At 43.5% G+C, this 19,414-nt stretch carries 18 protein-coding genes; 10 read left to right on the top strand and 8 right to left on the bottom strand.

Annotated elements, in window-relative coordinates:
• The 3 genes from AC19MX_RS03695 to AC19MX_RS03685 all read left to right on the top strand — a co-directional run.
• Positions 1-336: group II intron maturase-specific domain-containing protein (locus AC19MX_RS03695; protein ID WP_498296484.1), on the top strand; the 336-nt coding region annotated here is incomplete at its 5' end.
• Between the two features lie 525 nt (positions 337-861).
• Entirely contained in the window at positions 862-1,140 is a 279-nt protein-coding gene (locus AC19MX_RS03690) for a hypothetical protein (RefSeq protein ID WP_432399198.1), read from the top strand.
• A gap of 129 nt (positions 1,141-1,269) precedes the next feature.
• Positions 1,270-1,776: a hypothetical protein gene (locus AC19MX_RS03685; protein WP_432399197.1), complete on the top strand. Its 507-nt coding sequence runs from the start codon at positions 1,270-1,272 to the stop codon at positions 1,774-1,776.
• 649 nt (positions 1,777-2,425) lie between these two features.
• On the opposite strand, the gene AC19MX_RS03680 is transcribed toward AC19MX_RS03685, so the two are convergent.
• Positions 2,426-3,328: a LysR substrate-binding domain-containing protein gene (locus tag AC19MX_RS03680; protein ID WP_432399196.1), complete on the bottom strand. Its 903-nt coding sequence runs from the start codon at positions 3,326-3,328 to the stop codon at positions 2,426-2,428.
• A 138-nt stretch (positions 3,329-3,466) separates the two neighbouring features.
• On the opposite strand from AC19MX_RS03680, the gene AC19MX_RS03675 reads away from it, so the two are divergent.
• Both AC19MX_RS03675 and ybaK read left to right on the top strand, forming a co-directional pair.
• Positions 3,467-4,429, top strand: coding sequence for a TDT family transporter (locus AC19MX_RS03675; RefSeq protein ID WP_432399195.1), 963 nt, complete (start codon positions 3,467-3,469; stop codon positions 4,427-4,429).
• Between the two features lie 10 nt (positions 4,430-4,439).
• Positions 4,440-4,907, top strand: coding sequence for a Cys-tRNA(Pro) deacylase (ybaK, locus tag AC19MX_RS03670; protein WP_432399194.1), 468 nt, complete (start codon positions 4,440-4,442; stop codon positions 4,905-4,907).
• Between the two features lie 102 nt (positions 4,908-5,009).
• On the opposite strand, the gene AC19MX_RS03665 is transcribed toward ybaK, so the two are convergent.
• Entirely contained in the window at positions 5,010-5,729 is a 720-nt protein-coding gene (locus AC19MX_RS03665) for a DUF2057 domain-containing protein (RefSeq protein WP_432399193.1), read from the bottom strand.
• Between the two features lie 56 nt (positions 5,730-5,785).
• Positions 5,786-6,628 carry a pseudouridine synthase family protein gene (locus AC19MX_RS03660; protein ID WP_432399192.1) on the bottom strand — a complete coding sequence of 281 codons (843 nt, stop codon included), beginning with the start codon at positions 6,626-6,628 and terminating at the stop codon, positions 5,786-5,788.
• A gap of 194 nt (positions 6,629-6,822) precedes the next feature.
• Between AC19MX_RS03660 and lgt the strand changes: the two genes are divergently transcribed.
• A complete protein-coding gene (gene lgt / locus AC19MX_RS03655) occupies positions 6,823-7,599 on the top strand; it encodes a prolipoprotein diacylglyceryl transferase (RefSeq protein ID WP_432399191.1) in 777 nt (258 codons plus the stop codon).
• A 112-nt stretch (positions 7,600-7,711) separates the two neighbouring features.
• Here lgt and AC19MX_RS03650 read toward each other — a convergent pair whose 3' ends face one another.
• On the bottom strand, positions 7,712-8,554 hold the full coding sequence (locus AC19MX_RS03650; RefSeq protein WP_432399190.1) for a sulfotransferase domain-containing protein: 843 nt from the start codon (positions 8,552-8,554) through the stop codon (positions 7,712-7,714).
• 241 nt (positions 8,555-8,795) lie between these two features.
• On the opposite strand from AC19MX_RS03650, the gene AC19MX_RS03645 reads away from it, so the two are divergent.
• Positions 8,796-9,017, top strand: coding sequence for a hypothetical protein (locus AC19MX_RS03645; protein WP_432399189.1), 222 nt, complete (start codon positions 8,796-8,798; stop codon positions 9,015-9,017).
• A gap of 89 nt (positions 9,018-9,106) precedes the next feature.
• On the opposite strand, the gene fdhF is transcribed toward AC19MX_RS03645, so the two are convergent.
• The 3 genes from fdhF to AC19MX_RS03630 all read right to left on the bottom strand — a co-directional run bounded on the left by fdhF (position 9,107) and on the right by AC19MX_RS03630 (position 15,580).
• Positions 9,107-13,330, bottom strand: a complete 4,224-nt coding sequence (gene fdhF, locus AC19MX_RS03640; RefSeq protein ID WP_432399188.1) for a formate dehydrogenase subunit alpha — start codon at positions 13,328-13,330, stop codon at positions 9,107-9,109.
• 510 nt (positions 13,331-13,840) lie between these two features.
• Complete coding sequence (locus tag AC19MX_RS03635; protein ID WP_432399187.1) at positions 13,841-14,557, bottom strand: oxidative stress defense protein; 717 nt, start codon at positions 14,555-14,557, stop codon at positions 13,841-13,843.
• Between the two features lie 93 nt (positions 14,558-14,650).
• Complete coding sequence (locus AC19MX_RS03630; RefSeq protein ID WP_432399186.1) at positions 14,651-15,580, bottom strand: LysR family transcriptional regulator; 930 nt, start codon at positions 15,578-15,580, stop codon at positions 14,651-14,653.
• Positions 15,581-15,672: 92 nt separating this feature from the next.
• Between AC19MX_RS03630 and AC19MX_RS03625 the strand changes: the two genes are divergently transcribed.
• Positions 15,673-16,482, top strand: coding sequence for a class II aldolase/adducin family protein (locus AC19MX_RS03625; protein WP_432399185.1), 810 nt, complete (start codon positions 15,673-15,675; stop codon positions 16,480-16,482).
• A 261-nt stretch (positions 16,483-16,743) separates the two neighbouring features.
• Positions 16,744-17,625 (top strand): bile acid:sodium symporter family protein, encoded by an 882-nt coding sequence (locus AC19MX_RS03620; RefSeq protein ID WP_432399184.1) that lies wholly within the window; start codon positions 16,744-16,746, stop codon positions 17,623-17,625.
• A 35-nt stretch (positions 17,626-17,660) separates the two neighbouring features.
• Here AC19MX_RS03620 and AC19MX_RS03615 read toward each other — a convergent pair whose 3' ends face one another.
• A complete protein-coding gene (locus AC19MX_RS03615; protein ID WP_432399183.1) occupies positions 17,661-18,683 on the bottom strand; it encodes an AraC family transcriptional regulator in 1,023 nt (340 codons plus the stop codon).
• A gap of 396 nt (positions 18,684-19,079) precedes the next feature.
• Here AC19MX_RS03615 and AC19MX_RS03610 point away from each other — a divergent pair, with 396 nt between their 5' ends.
• A complete protein-coding gene (locus AC19MX_RS03610; RefSeq protein ID WP_432399182.1) occupies positions 19,080-19,409 on the top strand; it encodes a 2Fe-2S iron-sulfur cluster-binding protein in 330 nt (109 codons plus the stop codon).
• Positions 19,410-19,414: the final 5 nt, after the last annotated feature.

Here is a 19,414-nt window from a genome sequence, read left to right as displayed (position 1 = left end):
GCTAAGCAAGTTTTCGGTTATGTAGGCCATCAACTTTTCTGGTTGTTATGGCGCTGGGCAGTTAGGCGTCATCCGTCTAAAAGTAAAGACTGGGTGAGGCGTAAATATTATTTGGATGGTAAGGGACAGTGGCAATTTCATGGTTGGCAGAAAATAGCGAACATGGATTGTCGGTTTAACCTTGTCCAAATAGCTCAAACGCTAATACAAAGACATGTGAAAATCAGGAGTGCAGCGACACCTTACGACCCCGAATATGCAGCTTACTTAGGTACGCGCAAGCGGGCAAAGGAAGGTAGAAACTCATGGTTCGAACCCGTCTTGGCTGCGATATAGGGTGCTGGGTAACAGAACACGCCTTAGCTGAGGCTTGAGCCGTATGCAGTGAAAGTTGCACGTACGGTTCTTAGGAGGGCGGCACTTGGTAACAGGTGTCGCCTATCCGACAGAAGCTTGTTAGCTACTTTCTCGTCGTCCCGGCAATGGTTTTGAGCCGGGATCCAGGTGTTTGTTTTTGTTGTTTGGTCGTTATGTATTCATGGCCTGTGACCACTCACGTCGTGGCGCTACGCCCAGCGTCAAACTGCATATCTTAACTGACTTAAAAATATCGGATAATAAGTAAACTAAAGTAGTACGATGAATAATTTGTTTGTTTTGTAACACATTGAAATGAATGCCTTTTTGATTTTTGTCGAATATAGGGTCCACTTTTAACGCGCAAGCTCGCTTTTATTGGTCTGTGGAGTTAAATAAAACTGCTTTACATCAATAAGATAGTAAATGTAGGATGATATTAATCAATAACTTAAACGGCCGACTTTAAATTTATTTGGCTTTTTAATAAGCTATTAGGTACAAATGGAAATTTCGGCATTGGAAGCATCTACTTTAGCTTATTTTATAGTTGCAGTTATTTATGAACTGATTCTTCGTCAAGAGCTTCAATCAAAACCTGATATAGTCTCAAGTCATACATATTTTACATTTGGCTTCATTTTTAAACCGATGATTAAAATTATGGGTTTTAGATTCTGGGGTTACAGCAAAAAACTGAATGTTGTTGGCACAATATTTTCTTCAGTACATTATCTTTTACTAGTACAACTTGTGTTAATTATATTAAAGTCAGGTGGTTAAGGTGCAAATTGTACCTAACAAGCAAATTAATCAGGACAAATAACAGTTGGTTTTTGCTCCTGCGTCGCTTATTTTAACCAACTGATATTTGCCCATTATTTGGGCGTTAGGCATTCAAGGAGACTACTGTTGTACATCAAAATTTCTTTAATAATTTCACTATTAATTCTTTCAGGTTGTGCAATGATGAAAGATTACGTTGCATCAATGGAAGCTAATTCCCCTCAAGTTATAATTAAAAGACAGCTAGAAACACCAATATTAGGTTCAACTACCTATATTTATGAGGTTAGTAATGATAGAAAGTGCAATGGAGACTCTTCTAAACCTGATACTCGTTTTATGGTTTTAGACGAAGGCAACCCGATGGTGTCTGAATTCAATTCTAAAGGTGTTAATGTTAAAGCTAATGAACCAATATCTTTGCTTTTACACTCTATTGCAGGAATAGCTAAACAATGTTCCGTAATTGTAACATTTACTCCCGAGACTAATTTTGATTATCAAATTCAATTATCTGGAGTTTTACAATCTCCAAGACCTACAGTGTGTAAAGCTGAGATATACGGTATAAGTAAAACTACTAATTTGGTTAAGCCGCTTCCATTGAAGTATCATAAGGTTTGCAATGGATAAACGGTATGCCTAACAAATAAGGATATGCCGTGTGAAGCCGCGTCCTAATTCCAAATGTTGAATAAGCCCGAACACATAAGAGTGACTCTTTATTTTGTAAATAACAGCTCGCGAAAACGCGCTGTTTGATATGATTACAATGGCGGCTGGGCCAATTCTTTTATAAAGAGTAAAGAGGGAACAGCCGTTGATTTCCTCTTGGTCTGGTGTGGGCGAAGCGCCACGACGTTAGTGGCCGCAGGCCATAAAAGCAACAAGCAAACACCTGGATTCCGGCTCAAAAACATTGCCGGAATGACGCCGTATTTGACCCGTGTAGGGTGGAACCTTGCGATCTTAAGCGTTAGTGGCCGGAGGCAATAAGTACAAACACCTGGATTCCGGCTCAAAAACATTGCCGGAATGATGTCGTATTTGACCCGTGAAGGGTGGAACCTTGCGCTCTTAAGCGTTAGTGGCCGAAGGCAATAAGTACAAACACCTGGATCCCGGCTCAACAGCATTGCCGGGACGACAAGAAGGGGGTTAACAAGTTTTGGCCTAAAACGAGTTGGTTTTAGTCTTAGTCTTAGTCTTAGTCTTAGTGTTCAAATGTCCAAATTCAACTCAGGCCTTAAATAATAGAACGAGTACTCAGCAAACAACCTCTTTATGTATTATCCCATTGATGGCAAAACGCGATAAAGCTTTTTAACAATGGGCTGTGGTACTTGTCTTTGTGCACCACTAGCCAAAAAGGGCGTTGCATATTGAGCGTATCGATACTGTGGGGTAATTGCAGTTGAGTGACTCGGCCATCGTTAATGGCGTACTGCGCGGCTAACGTCGATAAGCACCCTAAACCTAATCCTGCCGCGACACTGTTAATGAGCGCTTCAGTGGTATTGAGCTCAAACACCTCATGCCATGCCTTAATGTGCGGTGCAAGAGTGCGTAAGAAAAACTCTCTCGAGCCAGAGCCTGCCTCACGTAATACCCATTCACTGTGTTCTAAATTGTTAAATGTACAGGGTGTTTGTTGGCTTATAGATAAATGAGGCGCTGCAATGATGCACATTTGGTCGTGACTAAACTGGCTGGCGATTAACTCCGGATGATGGCTTTTACCTTCAATAAGGCCAATGTCTAGCTCGTAGTCGAGCAGCTTTTGGCAAATTAACCGTGAATTTGAAATCACCACGCTTTGCGAAAAATGTTGTGATTGTTGCCTAAATTGGCTCAGCAACCCGGGCACTACATGATTACCTAAGGTGTCGCTGGCACCTATTTTCAATTGACCCGAAAAAGCGTGGTCTTCATCAAACAATTGGCTGATGTTATTTGCTCTACTAAGTAGCTCATCAGCAAGTGGTAATAACTTGTGACCTTCTTGATTGAGAATTAATCGGTTATTGACCCGGTCAAATAGCGGATGGCCTAGCTGCTTTTCTAATTCAGCGAGCGCCATGCTCACTGCCGCCTTAGACAAATACAAGGCTTCGGCTGCGGCCGTTAAGGTGTTGTGCTGGGTGATACTGCTAAACACATTAAGTTGTTTCAGTGAGATGTTCATAATAATGACTTAGTGAATAATGATGAGTGAGATATGCGTTTAGTTTTTATGAACGTATGTTTTATATAATTGGATATATATAAACAAAGTGCAAGCGTAATATGACTGCATGACTCGAATAGAGCTGCTGAGGTTGTCATGGTAAACAGAGTAAAGCGTAAAATTGTTGGTGTACCTACACCCATGGCTGGGCTAGCGTTAGGCATAGCCAGTTTAGGTTGGAGTTGGGAAAACGCCGTGGATTTACAGCACTATGGCCAATGGATTAGTGCCGCTATTGCCAGTGTACTGTTACTGGTATTAGCCAGTAAGTTTGTATTGCATCATGATCTGCTGCGCCAGGATGTTGCGCATCCGGTGGTGGGCAGTGTAGTGCCGACTTTTGCGATGGCATTAATGGTAGTGTCTAACTCATTGGGGCATTTTTCTGCGCTAGCGGGTGACTTGCTGTGGTCTTTTGCGGTCATATTGCACATCAGCTTTTTAGTCGGATTTATTTATCATCGTAGCCAACATTTTAACTTAACCGACATGGTGCCAAGCTGGTTTATTCCGCCAATTGGAATTGTGGTCGCTGATGTGTCTTTTTCAGGAAATGCGCATTTATTGTGGATAGCCGATAGCGCGTTGATTTTTGGCATGCTGAGTTATGCCGTGATGTTACCCATGATGATTTATCGACTTATTTTTACTGAGCAAATCCCTGATGCGGCTAAGCCGACATTAGCCGTTTTAGCCGCACCAGCAAGTTTATCGTTAGCAGGCTACTTAACCATTAGCTCGCAGCCTTCGCCAGTGATTATTGGGTTGCTATTTGGCATTGGCGTGTTGATGACCAGCATTATTTATTTATCATTTTTCAAACTGATGCGTTTACCGTTTAGTCCTGGTTATGCTGCATTTACCTTCCCGATGGTGATTGGGGCCACGGCGTTGTTTAAAGTGGAAGCTTGGATGCAAAGCATGGATGTTGGCGCTGAATATATTGCCCAGGTGCGAGGTTTAGCTGAGTTTGAATTAGTTGTTGCGACTGCGGTTGTCAGTTATGTTTGTGTGCGTTATTTACATTTTTATCAGCCTAGAAAATTAGTTTCAGCATAAGTGAGCGGTTATGACTCCAGCAATTGATATGGCAAAAAAGCACAAGATTGATTTTAAGGTGCACGAGTATCAACATGATGCCAGTAACGAGTCGTATGGCCTGGAGGCTGCGCAAAAATTGGCTTTACCAGCCGAGCAGGTATTTAAAACCTTAGTGGTGAGTCTTGATAATCAAACGCTTGCGGTCGCTGTGGTGCCAGTGTCTTCGATGTTGAGCATGAAATTAATGGCTAAAGCGGCGGGCGCTAAAAAAGCTCATATGGCAGAGGCGGCAGCGGTTGAGCGTTCAAGTGGTTATGTGCTTGGTGGCGTTAGTCCGTTAGGGCAAAAAAGACGCTTAGCGACAGTGATTGACGCTTCAGCGCAGCAGTTTGAGCGCATTTATGTCAGTGCCGGTAAAAGAGGGTTAGATATTTCGCTTAAACCTGATGATTTACAACGCCTGCTTAATGCGACATTTGCCGATATTTGCGCCTAATAAAAAAGCGATATACCCCAGTGGGTATATCGCTTTCATTGATTTTATTGTTGTTACTGTCAGTTATCGCTTGGTTCGTTTACACCTTCAATAAATAGCTAACTACTGATTTATTCTGGCCTTAAACTCAGCTTGAGTTTGTGGGGTTGCTTTTTGGTACCAGTAATCGAGCATGTTAGACACTTCGGCCTGGTTTGGCTGCTCTACGCTGTCGCTTATAACTGGGCCGGCACCTTCAGATTGAACATCGGTTATGGCTAACGTGACTGGCGCTGTAGTGACCACTGAATTGGCTGGCGAGCTAAACACTTCGGGCGCAGCTACCGTTGCAGTGACTTTATTAGCATTCCATGAAGCTGGGTTGGCGGCGGCATTATATTTTGTGATTTCTTGTTCAAAATCTCGGCCAATCTGTAAACCTTTTTTCATTAGCTTGTCTTGAGTGAATTCAACCGCGATGCCAGCCTGGTCGGTTAATGTCAGTGTGGGTGAGTCATTAAACTGTGTAGCACGGCTTTGTGTGCGAATGCTGGGCAGTGATAACTGGTAGGTTTGTTCACTCGCGGCAAAACGTACAATAATTACATCTGAGCTAAAGCTATGCTGGCTGCCTTGATCTCTAAAGCGGGCATGATAGCGAAAGGCTATTTGCTGTAATCCCTGTGGGGTATTGATGTCTAACGTGACTTGTTGCTGATCAGTCGCGACACCATTCACTAATACCGTATTGGCATTGTTAGGTAGCTGTAAGCTGGCAGAAAAACTGCTTTGGCACAGAGTTAATGCGCTTAAGCTGAGTACGAAACGGATGAATAAACACATATGTATATCCTATTGTAGAAACCAGTTGATTGGGTTTAACCTTGCTATAACGACTGTTAGTCAGCAAATTGAGGTCGATAGCGTTCAGGTAATTCAAAGGTTTTTTGTTTGCCGCTTAATGGACAAACAAAGTTGAAATAGCATGAGGTTAATTTAAGATCTGGCGCGCTATCGTCTGCAGCGCCGTGTAATCGGTCGCCCACCACCGGATGGCCTAAACTGGCCATATGAATGCGAATTTGATGCTTACGACCAGTATCAATTTTGACTTGCACTTTAGATTGATTAAGCCCTGAATGATAGGTGACTAATTTTGCATGAGACAGCGCAGGCTTGTTGTCTACAGGCGTATCAATTTGCAGCGTTTCACTAGAGAATTTACCATGAACAATCACCTGGTAGTGTTTTTCTAATGCGCGAGTTTCAAATAATTTAGCGATAGCCGCAGTGGCTTTTTTACTGTGCCCCAGAATTAATAATCCAGTAGCGGCGCGGTCAAGGCGATGAATAATAAAGGCATTACGCTGTGGCTGCATGTTTAACTCAGCAAAGCGATTCATTGTGGTGTGGTCGCTCCACTTTGACCCTTGGCAGCGCATACCGTAAGGCTTGTACCACACACTGTAGTCAGTTTCATCAAACAACAGCTCTGCAGGTGCTATCTGTTCATTGAGAATATGCTGATTGTAATAAAGGTGCAGCTTATCGCCGGGTTGTAAGGGCTTTTTAGCACGACGAATTCGATTAGTTTGTTTGCCGTGAGTATGCCAAATCGCGCCTTTTTGCATGGCATCTTTTAACACTTGCTTACCTAAACCACTTGCTTGTGCCAGCAGATTAATGGCATCAGTACTGTGCTCAAGTACATCAATATGGAATTCGGTTTTATCGGCCATCATTTGGGTTAGCTCTAACAATGCAATGTATCTGTAATTAATAAGGGTAAATGTTACCTTATTTGGTCGTTCAATGTTAATTAACCTGCTTTAAGGTTGATGAAACTTTCTTTTAGATGACGTATCTCTGTATCATCTGGCATAAAGTTGTTTTAGCATAATGCGATAAAATACGGTTTTACTTTGGAGTAGGTGATTTGGAACACATCGTCTGGGATTTTAATCCTATATTAGTCTCGTTTATGGGTTTAACCGTACATTGGTATGGTGCTCTTTTCGCCTTAGCGATTGCCACAGGCTTTCAAGTATTAAAGCACATGTTTAAAAAAGAAGGATTGGATGTTGAGTCCCTCGATAACTTCTTAGTCTATTGTGTGGTGGGTATTATTGTTGGCGCGCGTTTAGCGCACTGTGTTTTTTATGACCCTGGATATTATTTTGCTAATCCGCTGAAAATCCTGGCCATTTGGGAAGGCGGCTTAGCCAGCCATGGCGGCGGTTTAGGTGCCATTTTGGCGCTGTATTATTACCAACGTCAGGTGAAATTACCGTTTTTATTTTTGCTTGATCGCCTAGCCATTTCTACAGCCATCTTTGGCTTTTTTGTGCGTATGGCCAACTTTGCAAACTCTGAAATTCTAGGTGAGCCAACCACTCAACCTTGGGGCATTATTTTTAAACGAATAGATATGCTGCCGCGTCACCCGGCGCAGTTGTATGAGTCGCTTGCTTATCTCTTAATTTTTATTGGCTTATACGCTATTTATAAATACACCAACATGAAACAAAAACACGGTGCGATTTTTGGGGTGTTTTTAGTGTCTGTATTTAGTGCACGTATTGCGATTGAAAGCGTTAAGGTCAGCCAGGCGGCTTACCATGAGTCGATGTTAAGTGCTGGCCAGTGGTTAAGTTTGCCATTTTTACTGACGGGTGTTGTGCTGTTAGTGATGGCTTATCGTAAACAGAGCTAACCATTATTTACCGTTAATCAATACCGCTGTCATTACAGCCAATAAAAACGTCCTAGTGCAGTAGCAATAGGACGTTTTTATGGGTATATGTGGCTGTTTTAATGTGGGAAAGTTACATCCCAGCGGGTAAGTACTTAAAGCGCTTCATTTGCTCATAATGGGTATCGACAATGCTTTTTACCTGTTCTGGTGTGAGCTTTGATTGCCATTGATGCTTACCGCCTTTCCTAAAGAAAGCATTAGCATTTTCATGCTTTTCAACAAATCCACGTTTGGCTTCCTGAGCTTTTAATTGCGCAAATGATGAGTGCTTAATGGCATTTTTAAGCCTTGCAGGATCTTTCTTTAAGCCTAAAAACGACTCAACTTTGCGGAAGACTTTTTTAGGGTCATCTAGCATGTCTTCATAACGTAAAATGAGCTTTGAGGTATCGTCGCTTGTCCAGCTCGATACGTGCATCGACCACGAGGTGATAATTTGTGGCACATGCGCTGCCTCGTTTGGGGTACCTGTCATTTCTTCTGCCATGTAGGCAATGGCTTCATCGATGGTGTAATCAAAGTAATTGGCCATTGAAATAACCACATCAAGTGGATTACGCACAACATAAATAGCGCCCGAAGTGACCGTGGAGTTATGTAACGGTTGGCCGTTATATTCGCCTAAATAGTTGTGGGTTTTTACAAAGGTGGTCCCTTGAGCCTGATGCGCAATATCTGCTTGCACTTGAGGGCGAATTGCACTGACTTCTTCTAACGTCAGTTCGGTTGTTGCGGATTTATCTTTAGGTAAATAAGCTTGATAACGATGCGCGGCCGATTCTGCAGTAGATATGGTGTGCATGGTATTAATATCAATAGGCTGATCTTGATTTTGAATGTAGTTCTCTAAAAAAGCGCGTACCCAAGTGTTACCCGATTTAGGGTAAGAGGCCACCCAAAGTATGTTTCCCATTCGTAATCCTTTGTTGTTATTTTTACGTCTTTCAATGTGGTTAAAACTACCGATAATTCAGCAAAATGGCAAGTTTAGTGCGTAACGGGTAAGAGTTAACCGTGCCGATACTATCGCTTATTTAGCGAAAAATAATACTCCACTTTACTGTGAGTAATATATGGATGTAACATTGTTGTTAAATACGTTTAAATGATGAACGTTATGGCGTTATATCGAACCGTTAATAAGGACAGGGTAAATGGATGTTAATGCAACCTTGGTCGGCCAGTTGATTATTGTTTTTGCATTAGTGATGGGCTGTATTTGTTATTACTTAGGTCGTCGTAAAACACAATCGCCGGTTTTAGCCGGTGTGATTGGTGCAGGGTTATCGATAGTGCCTATTTTAGGTTTGGTTTACCTTGTTGTGCTTGTGCTTAAAAAAGATATCGAGCTCACGCCAACAACGGTTAATGGATAGTCGCTAATCGTTTACATAATGATTAACGGTAACGTGATACAAAATGCCTCGTCTAATTAGGACGAGGCATTTTTCGTTCATAATTAACACTATGCCACTGTAAGCGTTTGTTGTGACTTTTCCGCTTTAACTGAACACACCTTATATTCTGGGATTTTTGCAATGGGATCTAATGCATTAATCGTCAGTTTGTTAGCGGCAGACTCAGCAAAGTGGAAAGGTAAAAACAACACGCCTACTTGCGCGCGTTTAGTGACAAATGCGGCGATGTCGATGGTGCCTCTGCGCGTTGTGAGGGTTAACATGTCGCCATTATTGACGCCGAGTTGCTCAGCGTCATACACCGAAATCATTACTCTTGGCGACCCTTTAATATCCAATTCTGGCGTTTTACGGGTCATGGTGCCGGTATGGAATTGCTCTAGCAAACGTCCCGTTGACAGTATTAATGGATACTCACTGTCTGGCATTTCGGCGGGTAAGCGATAGCTTGCGGGTATCATTCGGCCTTGGCCGCGTAAAAACTTCTCGGTATGTAACACGGCTGTACCTGGATGAGTTTCATCGAAGCAGGGCCACTGTAGTCCATCAACTTTTTGCTCAAGTCGTTGCCATGTTAAGCCTTGATACTGCGGTGTAACCTGGTTAATTTCCTGCCAAATGTCTTTCGCATTTTGGTAATGCCAGTTAGCGCCTAACTTATTGGCTATCATTTGGATTATTTGCCAGTCGACTTTCGCGTCACCCGGTGGAGTTAAGGCTACGCGTAGCTGTTGTACTCGGCGTTCGGTATTAGTGAAATGCCCCTCTTTTTCAGCAAAAGCGGTGGCGGGCAGAACCACGTGTGCCATTTGCGCCGTTTCAGTTAAAAAGATGTCTTGTACTACCATAAATTTGATTTTAGACAGCGCTGCAATGACATGAGCCTGATCTGGGTCGCTCAGTACAGGGTTTTCGCCTAATACATATAATGCCTCGAGTTTACCCTCGACAATCGCGTGCATGATTTCTGTTGCGGTATATCCGGGTTCACTAGCCAGTGAAGTGTTACCCCAGGCCGCAGCAAATTTAGCGCTATTATCTGGATTGTCGACTTTTTGATAACCCGGGTAATAATTGGGTAGTGCGCCCATATCACACGCACCTTGAACATTACTTTGGCCGCGAAGCGGATTTATACCAGCGCCAATCACGCCGATGTTGCCACACAGTAATTGTAAATTAGAGGTGGACACCACGTTGTCATAACCAGACGTATGTTGGGTTATTCCCATGGCGTAATACAAGGCGGTTTTAGTTGCGGTGCCAATCATTTTTGCCATTGCGGCGATGTCTTCAGCACTTACACCTGTGATTAATGCCGCATTGCTTAAGTTGTAATCTGGCTTGAGCACTTCTTGTTTGAGTAACTCATAATCTTCAACTCGTTGATTTATGTAGTTGGTGTCTTGCCAATCATTAAGGATGATTTGCTGCATGATGGCATTAAGTAGCATAACGTCTGTACCGGGACGGTGAGACACGTAGAGTTTTGCACTGTCAGCAATGGCTGTTTTTTTAGGGTCTGCGACGATTAAACGTGCGCCATGTTGGCTAACCGCGCGCTTAATGTGAGAGGCAATAATAGGGTGGGCGCTGGTAGTATCGGAGCCGATAATAAAAATAACATCAGACTGTTTAATACTGGGAATATCATTGGTCATTGCACCGCCGCCAATCGTATCGGATAAGCCTGCAACCGTTGATGAATGACACAATCTTGCGCAATGATCTATGTTGTTAGTACCCATAATGCTGCGGGTAAATTTTTGCATTAAATAGTTCTCTTCATTGGTGCATTTTGCTGAAGATAACGCCGCAAATTTACTTGGCCCAGCGGCCTCTTTTATCGGTTTAAGTTGCTCGGTAATATAATTAATTGCTTCGCTCCAGCTTGCCGGCTGTAACTGGCCATTTTTACGGATTAACGGTGTAGTAAGGCGTTTAGTGCTGTTTAAAAAATCAAAACCGGAGCGACCTTTTACGCATAACATACCTTCATTGACTAATGAGTTGCTGTCGCCGGTGATGCGTACCACGCGGTTTTTACTTGGGTCTACATGCAGCTCGACTCGGCAACCGACGCCACAATAAGTACACACTGTTGAGGTTTTTATCAGCTCCCTGTGCGTGCCTTGGGTTTTATCTCTGGCATCGACTAATGCGCCCGTTGGGCACACTTGTACGCAATTGCCGCACTGAACACAATCGCTGTCGTTCATTGATGCGCTAAAGCCGACACGCGGTGCATTTCGGCGACTATCAATCGTACCTGCTGCATCTGGGAGCGCTTGATAGCTATTGGGCGCAAAGTTAATCACGTTATGGCCACTTTGTTGATGACACGCTTCAACACAAGCTCCACAGCTGATACATCTGTTAGCGTCGAAAGTAATAAAGGGGGCGCTATTATCAACGTGAAATTTGCGTGCGTGAGTTTGCTCAAGAGTGTTGCCATCGACTTTATATTCGGTGGCATAGTCGCGTAACTTACAATCGGTATTGGCTTGGCAGGCACATTCTAAACACCGCATGGCTTCTTGCATTGCTTCATCGGGAATGAAACCGAGTTCTACCTCGGCAAAATTAAGTGCGCGGTTTAATTGGTGTAGCTCAGGCATTTTTAAACGGGGGCGTTTAGGGGGATTGGGATACAACACTGGATAGGTGTTAGTGGCTAATGACGCCGTTTTATTGGCTTTGCGAGCGTTAAATAGCCCCGGTTCTAAATGACACGTTAAGCCTTCTTTGAGTAAACCTTCAATGGCTTCGGCGGCTTTGCGGCCATCGGCAACCGCGGCTACAGCCGTGCCAGGGCCGGTGCGTGAATCACCAATCACAAACAGTTTCTCAACCCCAGCAGACATGGTTTGTTCGCACCCCAAGAATGTATGCCAACGGGTGAGGGCTAAGTGACCTGTGTCTATTTGATTTTCGGGCTGATCTAAAAAATCTAAATCGACCTGTTGAGATACCGCAGGGATCACGGTGTCGAAGGCCTCTTTAAAGGTTTCGCCAGTGGCTTTTGGTGAGCGTCTACCCGATGCATCTGGCTCGCCCAGAGCCATTTTTTCAAAAGTGACAGCGTTGACACGGCCTCGACTGTCGCTGTGGTTTTCAATGGGGTTGGTAAGAAAGTGAAACTTAACCCCTTCCACTTCTGCCTCGTGAATTTCGTAAGGTTCTGCGGGCATTTCATCGCGGCCACGGCGATAAATTAAGGTGACATCGGCGCCATCTCTTAGTGCGGTACGGGCGCAATCAATTGCGGTATTGCCGCCACCAATCACCGCCACTTTTTTACCCGTAATCATTTTTTTATGGGTGCAATAATCACGTAAGTAATCGACGCCCAAGTAACAGCCGGCTAAATCGCTGCCTGGGTAATTCATGGGGACGGCTTTTTGTGCGCCAATGGCAAGACAAACCGCATCATAGTTAGCGACTAACTCGGTTAAGTTAGTGTCGCGGCCCAATGCATAATCCGTTTTAATCTTAAGCCCATTACGGGTGAGGAGCTCAATTTCTTTATCTAGAATATCTTTGGGTAAGCGGTACTCCGGAATACCATAACGTAACCATCCACCAGCTTTAGGGGCCGATTCCATGATGGTGACATCGTGGCCATTGTTTGACAGATAATATCCGGCGGTTAAGCCAGCAGGACCACTACCAATGATGGCAATGCGCTTATTGGTCGCAGGCGCTTTTGGCGGTACATAAGACTCTAGGTCGTGTAAGTCTAGGTCTGCAGCATGACGCTTTAGCTGCCTAATGGCGACAGGTTCATCGACTAGGCCGCGGCGACACTCAGCTTCACAAAAGGCAGGGCAAACACGGCCAATCGATAGCGGTAAAGGCAGGGTTTGTTTAATGACTTTTACTGCTTCTTTATGATCGCCTCTGCCAATATGATAAAGATAAGACTGCACATCAACCCCAGCAGGACAGGCGGTTTGGCAAGGCGCTTCACAGTCGGCAAAGTGGTCGCTGAGAATATCTTTGAGCGCTTGTTTGCGTATTTTACTCAATTCACTCGATTGGGTAATCACATCTAAGCCTGTTTCGAGTGGGGTTTCACAGGCTCGAACACAGCGTAAACTTCCATCGTTATTTTTGATTTGCACCTGGCACAAATTACAGTGTTGCTTGGCTTGATTGTGGGAGAAGTCACATAGGCTCGGAATGTTAATGCCAGCGCTGATGGCAGCTTTGAGTAAGCTATCTGCTTGAGGCAGTGATAAGGAAATGCCGTCTATGGTGATATCAATCATTACAAGGCCTGTTAAATTTTTGAGTTATTGGTTAAGTCTTCATGCCTTTTGGGAGCGAACGAGAAGGACTTTATTAAGGTACAGCTGCTGAATTGGAGTGTTACGCGAGGAGGACGTTTATTGTGGAACATTTATTACAGTTACATCTCTCGCCTTCAATAATTTCAGTGTAGTGCGCGCGGTGGTTTACCGATGTGATTTAGATCATTTTTGTCGTAATTAAATGTTAGGTATTAACTTAATTTAGACTAAACAGAGTGTTGCGAGTGTTTATTGCTTGAGTGGTACTACCTGTTCGCTTTGATTTTGGCATGATTGTTTTTAATTACAGACAAAAAAAGTGGCCTGATTATCGCAATTGATTATCGCAATTGATTATTGCAATTGATCATCGCAATTGATTATCGCAATTGATTATCGCAATTGATTATTGCAATTGATCATCGCAATGATGTGAAGTGGTTGTGGCTGAGCTGACTCAGTTTATTCATCAGCCCAGCTTGCCCTAATTTATTTAAGCCTAAATATCGCTTCAACTCTGTCGCTTACGGTGACCTGGCCTTGTTGATAGGTTTGCGCCACATCGGCATTCATTTTCATGCTGGCGCGATACATTTCGGGTTGATGTGATTGTGTTGGAAAATATCTTACTTCCCATACTCCGGCCACTTGCTCACCAAACCCTTTGGCTAACGAATCTGCTTTTTGTTTGGCATCTTTAATGGCGGCCTGGCGAGCCTGGGTAATCATGTCAGCTTCTTTACTTGATTTAAGCTCAATATTATTCACCTGATTAACGCCTTGTACTAACGCGCTGTCTAGCAGCTCGTTGAGCATATTAAGCTCCATCACGGTGACGGTGATTTGTCTGTTTGCGCTATAACCCGTGAGTACTCTTGGCTCATTTTGCACATATCGATATTGTGGATTGAGCTGTAAATTGGCTGTTTGAATATGCTTTTTATCAATACCGGCCTTGAGTAAGCGTTGCATAAATTGGCTAACTGCTTCGTCAGCTTCATCTTTTGCTGACTTTGCATTGGCCGCTTCAATCGACACTGCCACATTAATAATGGCCATGTCTGCACTGGCTTCAATGGTACTGGTGCCTACGGTTTCAATATGAGCAAAACTCAGCTCCGCTGCTTGCACTGTGGCTACGCTGCTGGTGGCGGTTAAGGCGAATAATGAGCTTGAAATTAAGCTGGTGAGTAATATTTTATTCATTGATAACTCCGCTAGTGGTTAGCTAAATACTGTTTTTACACGGGTAAAGTGGGTCTGTTATGAGTGTAAACGGTGCAAAACCTAAAAAGGGTTTTATTTTTTATGTGCAGTGGGTGTATGGAAAATCTGCGCTGAAATATTAAGCAGTTTTGTTCTTATCCATTGGTTGACGGGATCGTCTTCGGCTTGTTTATGCCAGTACATGTGCACTGCAAGATCGGGTACTTCAAACGGTAAAGGCGATACCACAATAGGCATAGATTGTTGCAGCAACATGGCATAACTGCTTGGCATGGTCATTATCATGTCAGATTGGCTCACCACATTGATGGCGGCAAAGTAGTGCTCGCAGCGCAAAGCAATATTGCGGGTAATGCCTTGAGTCGCTAGCGCCATGTCGACAGTGTCGATGGTAAAGTCTTTTAAACTGACTAACGCATGTGATGCTTTGGCATAATTGCTTAGCGTTAATTGCTGCAATATTGGATGGTCTTTACGACAAATGAGCGAAAATGACTCGTGGCAAATTAAGCTGCTACGAATGTCTTTATGGGTTGGCATGAGTACATCAATGACGATGTCTAAGGTTTGTTGTGCCAAAGATGGCTCAAGCTCGGTGCGTTTAATTTGGCGGCTGTTTAAGGTGAGATTAGGCGTGTTATTGAGTAAATCTGGCACTAATACGGGAAAAAACATTGACTCTAAAATGTCACGTAATCCGAGTTTTATTTCTCGTTTATGTTGCTGAATATCAAAATTGGCGGGCGTTGATATGGTGTGCTCGAGTAAATCCATTGCTTGTAATACATCGGGAATGATTTTTTGACACAAGGGCGTTGGCACCATTTTTCGGCCATGGCGAACAAATAATGGGTCGTTAAACTTGCTGCGTAAACGGGCAATGGCGTGACTGACTGCGGGCTGCGTTAAATGCAGTTTAGCTGCGGCGCCGGTAATGCTGCCTTGTTGATAAACAGTCGTCATGATGAGGAATAAGTTAAGGTCTATCTTACTATGCAGCATATTAATAGTTATCTATGATTTAGTATCATTTGAATTTATTTTAGGCTTGGTTAAATTAAAGTCAAACTAAACCAATAAAAAGTAGACTCAACATGACAACATCACAAGAAGAATTACAGATTAAACAAATGACCATAGGTACCGACAAATACCCAATGCCATTACCGCCTAAATTTGACTCCAAGCAACAGCAACAACAATATGAAAAACAGCGTTTAGCCGCTGCGTTTAGGGTCTTTGCTCATTACCGGTTTGACGAAGGTTTAGCTGGCCACATTACCTTGCGAGATTGCATTGACCCTGAAACCTTTTGGGTTAACCCGTTAGCGGTACATTTTTCAAAAGTCAGAGCGTCAGATCTTGTCCGTGTTGACCATAAAGGCAATATTATGGAGGGGAAGCACCCAATCAATAATGCCGCATTTGCGATTCACTCTCGTATTCATCATGCTCGCCCAGATGTGAATGCCGTTGCCCATGCCCATACCACTTACGGCCGTGCATTTTCATCTTTAGGCGAGTTGCTAAAGCCCATTTCGCAAGATGCTTGCATGTTTTATGAAAACCACAGCATATTTGACACCTTTACCGGTGTGGTGGCTGACTTATCTGAAGGCGACATGATTGCGGATGCTCTGCAAGGTCATGCTGCGGTTATCTTACAAAATCATGGTTTATTAACCGTGGGTAAATCTGTTGATGCTGCTACCGCAAACTTTGTGATGCTAGACAGTTGTTGTCATAGCCAGTTATTGGCTCAAGCGGCTGGCGAACTTAAACTCATTGGTCATGAGATAGCGACCAAAACCCGTCAAATGAACGGCTCAGATTTAGTCACCTGGGGCAACTTCCAACCTATGTATCAAGTGGTTCTAGCACAAGACAACAGCTTCTTAGATTAACCTGAACTCGGGATAAGGGGTGAACTTATACTATTTAAAATCAACATGTTACCCCTTCTCATTTTCAAGCTTGTCATTTTTTCTGCTAACAAGGCGAATTGACGCGTCAATAGCTAGCCTATTGTAAGTCGATTCAACGCAGTTAGCAGGGAAAAGGACTGTTTGAAAGGCGTTTATTATCCCGAGCTTAGGTTAAATTCGTCTCTAGCTTAATACCACTCTCGCTAAGCCGCATGGCTTGGCGAGCAAGGATGTCTCTCTATGACTGGTTCGATTATTACCGAAATACTGCTACCGCTTGCACTCGCCTTTATCATGTTCGGCATGGGTTTAAGCTTAACGCGGTTTGATTTTTTACGCCTTTGGCAAACGCCTGCGCCTATCGTGACGGGCTTTTTTGGGCAAATTATTGCGCTACCCTTATTGGCTTTTGGTATTTGCCTGGCAATGGACTTGTCTATGCCGATGGCTATTGGGTTAATGATTTTGGCGGCATGTCCGGGTGGCACGACATCGAATGTGGTGAGCCATTTAGCCAAAGCCAATTTAGCGTTGTCGGTAAGTTTAACGGCCATTAGCAGCATAGTGTGCGTATTCAGCGCGCCGTTTGTGATTCAATTTGCTGTGGGTTACTTTGCCAATGAAGCGCCAATAGATGTGTCGCTCAGTAGCATTTCGTTAGGATTGCTCGTGATTACTTTATTGCCGATTGTATTTGGCATGCTGGTTCGCAGTTATTTCAGAGCGTGGGCGATTAAGGTTGAAGTGTACTTTAGGCGCTTTGCGTTAGTGTTTTTGTTGTTGATGATCACCGGCGTGGTGGTTCAGGAGCATGCCATTATCGTTGATGCTTTTAATGAAGTGTTCATCGCCTGTTTATTGTTAAACTTTGGCGCAATGTTGATCGGTATCGTGAGTGCGAAAGTATGCTCTCTTTCGCATAAGGATGGATTAACGCTGGCGATTGAGATTGGTTTGCAAAACTCAACCATGGCGATGCTCATCTGTATTAGCTTGTTGAACATGCCAAGTTATGCCGTCGTTGCCGGCGTGTACAGTTTAACCATGTATGCTGGTGCAGGGTTGCTCATTGCTTATGCTAGTTATACACAAAAGCAACATAACAGCGCTCAGCCTAACTAATCAGCTTAATAGTACATTAATATAATACACACACCCTAGGTTTGTTGTTGGCGATATTCACTGGGTGTTGTGCCTTGCCAGCGTTTAAATGCCCGCCGAAAATTAGCCACATCAACATAGCCCAATTGATACGCTAACTGCTTAATACTGCCACTGGTTTGTGACAAGTATTGCTTCGAAATATGGTGGTTTACCGACGCGACAATTTGCTTATAGCTACTTTGTTGTTGGCTTAAATGGCGATGAACAGTACGGGGCGTCATGTGAAAATGCGCCGCTGTGTCACTTAAACTTGGTAATGGAATTGGGCTTTGGAGTAAATATTGATACACCTTATCATTTAAACTCTGTTGGCCGTTAAGTTGCTCAAGTTCGTTTATACACCATTGTTTGGCTTGCATAAATGAACCCGGGTCGGCCATATCAAGAGGTTGCGTCATTGATGCTTGAGTTAATATTAACTGGGTGTTTTTTTGATTAAAATGCACCGGCACTTTAAATAATTCCGCGTATTGCTGCCAATAAGTGGGCGCTGCAAAGCTGAGGTTTACTTGGCATAACGGCGTCGATAGCGGCATGAGTTGTTGTAGCAATTTGGCAATCGTCACCAGCAATGCATCCATATAGGGTTGCCGTATTATTCCCAGCGGGTGTATTTCTTCAAGGGTAACAACCGTAGTGTTGGCCGTTTCGTGGGTATTAATCTTTACCAGTGGCGTGCGGGTGTTAATAAACTGCTTCAATGTATCAATAGCTTGTTTTAGTGTACTGCTGTTAAGTATGGCGAAACCCATCATGCCATGAGTGTTAATGCCTATGCGATTGCCGACATGCAAGCCGAGCTCTGGTCTGGCGCAAAGATGAATAGCAGAGTTTATGAGGCGTTGATAATCATCAAAACTTACTTGAAAGTCTGGGTCTTGTAATTGCTCAAGTGTGATGCCGTTATGCACCAACCAAATGTTAACATCACAGCCCCACTGGCGCAGTTGTTGATAAACTTGGTTTAAATAAAAAATCGGCAGTGGCTGCATAGCATCCTTATCAATCGCTTTCATACCCAATCAACTTGAAGAGACGTGTTTCAGAGCTTCACCGTGTTTTCAATACTAGGCGCGTTAATGCGGTAATGTAGGTACCTTATAAATTAACGTAACAACGAAGTGGAAGCACGGTGAAACTCCCAAAGGGCAAGTTTTACACGCGTTTATGCTGCGTTATTGATTTTGGAAAGGGAATAACCATTACCCGCAATCAATGCCTTGTCTAAACGCGTGTAAATTCTTGCTGAAATCGAGCATCTTCAGGTTGTTTGGGTATATACCAATCCTATTCATCAGTTGTAACGGATTTGTCGGTGTTTGTCTATTAATGACCCCTTTATGTCTATTTATCCCTCTTTTCTATTTTGTCTGCTGACGTAAAGTAATCCTTTAACCTTTAAAGGATTACTTATGTTGTCAATGTTTACCGCTAAAGCTGTGAGCTTAACCATTAATGACACCATTGTTATTGAGCAAGCCAGCGTAAAGCAAACCGTTTTAGCCTCGGCATTGGCAGCCGATATTGCTTTTCCTCATCATTGCCAGGTAGGCAGTTGTGGCGCTTGTCGGTGCCAGTTAGTGTCTGGTGAAGTTAAGCAATTAACCGACAGTGCTTATGTATTGTCAGCTAAGGCAATAGCTCAAGGCATGATTTTGGCTTGTCAAAGCGTGCCTAAATCTGCGGTTAATATTAAGGTTAATCTGCGTCAACGCCAGTTGGCCGATGAGCCGCAAGAGTGAGGAGA

It is taken from the genome of Shewanella sp. MF05956, assembly GCF_059758055.1.
Note: the sequence above shows the minus strand (reverse complement) of the source record. Positions and strands in the feature narration are given on the sequence as shown.

Excerpts from the sequence above, each read along its gene's own strand:
- AC19MX_RS03675 (WP_432399195.1), top strand. The coding sequence starts at position 3,467 with ATGGTAAACAGAGTAAAGCGTAAAATTGTTGGTGTACCTACACCCATG.
- AC19MX_RS03645 (WP_432399189.1), top strand. The coding sequence starts at position 8,796 with ATGGATGTTAATGCAACCTTGGTCGGCCAGTTGATTATTGTTTTTGCA.
- ybaK (WP_432399194.1), top strand. The coding sequence starts at position 4,440 with ATGACTCCAGCAATTGATATGGCAAAAAAGCACAAGATTGATTTTAAG.
- fdhF (WP_432399188.1), bottom strand. The coding sequence starts at position 13,330 with ATGATTGATATCACCATAGACGGCATTTCCTTATCACTGCCTCAAGCA.
- AC19MX_RS03620 (WP_432399184.1), top strand. The coding sequence starts at position 16,744 with ATGACTGGTTCGATTATTACCGAAATACTGCTACCGCTTGCACTCGCC.
- AC19MX_RS03625 (WP_432399185.1), top strand. The coding sequence starts at position 15,673 with ATGACAACATCACAAGAAGAATTACAGATTAAACAAATGACCATAGGT.
- AC19MX_RS03650 (WP_432399190.1), bottom strand. The coding sequence starts at position 8,554 with ATGGGAAACATACTTTGGGTGGCCTCTTACCCTAAATCGGGTAACACT.
- AC19MX_RS03630 (WP_432399186.1), bottom strand. The coding sequence starts at position 15,580 with ATGCTGCATAGTAAGATAGACCTTAACTTATTCCTCATCATGACGACT.
- AC19MX_RS03680 (WP_432399196.1), bottom strand. The coding sequence starts at position 3,328 with ATGAACATCTCACTGAAACAACTTAATGTGTTTAGCAGTATCACCCAG.
- AC19MX_RS03610 (WP_432399182.1), top strand. The coding sequence starts at position 19,080 with ATGTTGTCAATGTTTACCGCTAAAGCTGTGAGCTTAACCATTAATGAC.
- AC19MX_RS03660 (WP_432399192.1), bottom strand. The coding sequence starts at position 6,628 with ATGATGGCCGATAAAACCGAATTCCATATTGATGTACTTGAGCACAGT.
- AC19MX_RS03690 (WP_432399198.1), top strand. The coding sequence starts at position 862 with ATGGAAATTTCGGCATTGGAAGCATCTACTTTAGCTTATTTTATAGTT.
- AC19MX_RS03615 (WP_432399183.1), bottom strand. The coding sequence starts at position 18,683 with ATGAAAGCGATTGATAAGGATGCTATGCAGCCACTGCCGATTTTTTAT.
- AC19MX_RS03635 (WP_432399187.1), bottom strand. The coding sequence starts at position 14,557 with ATGAATAAAATATTACTCACCAGCTTAATTTCAAGCTCATTATTCGCC.
- AC19MX_RS03665 (WP_432399193.1), bottom strand. The coding sequence starts at position 5,729 with ATGTGTTTATTCATCCGTTTCGTACTCAGCTTAAGCGCATTAACTCTG.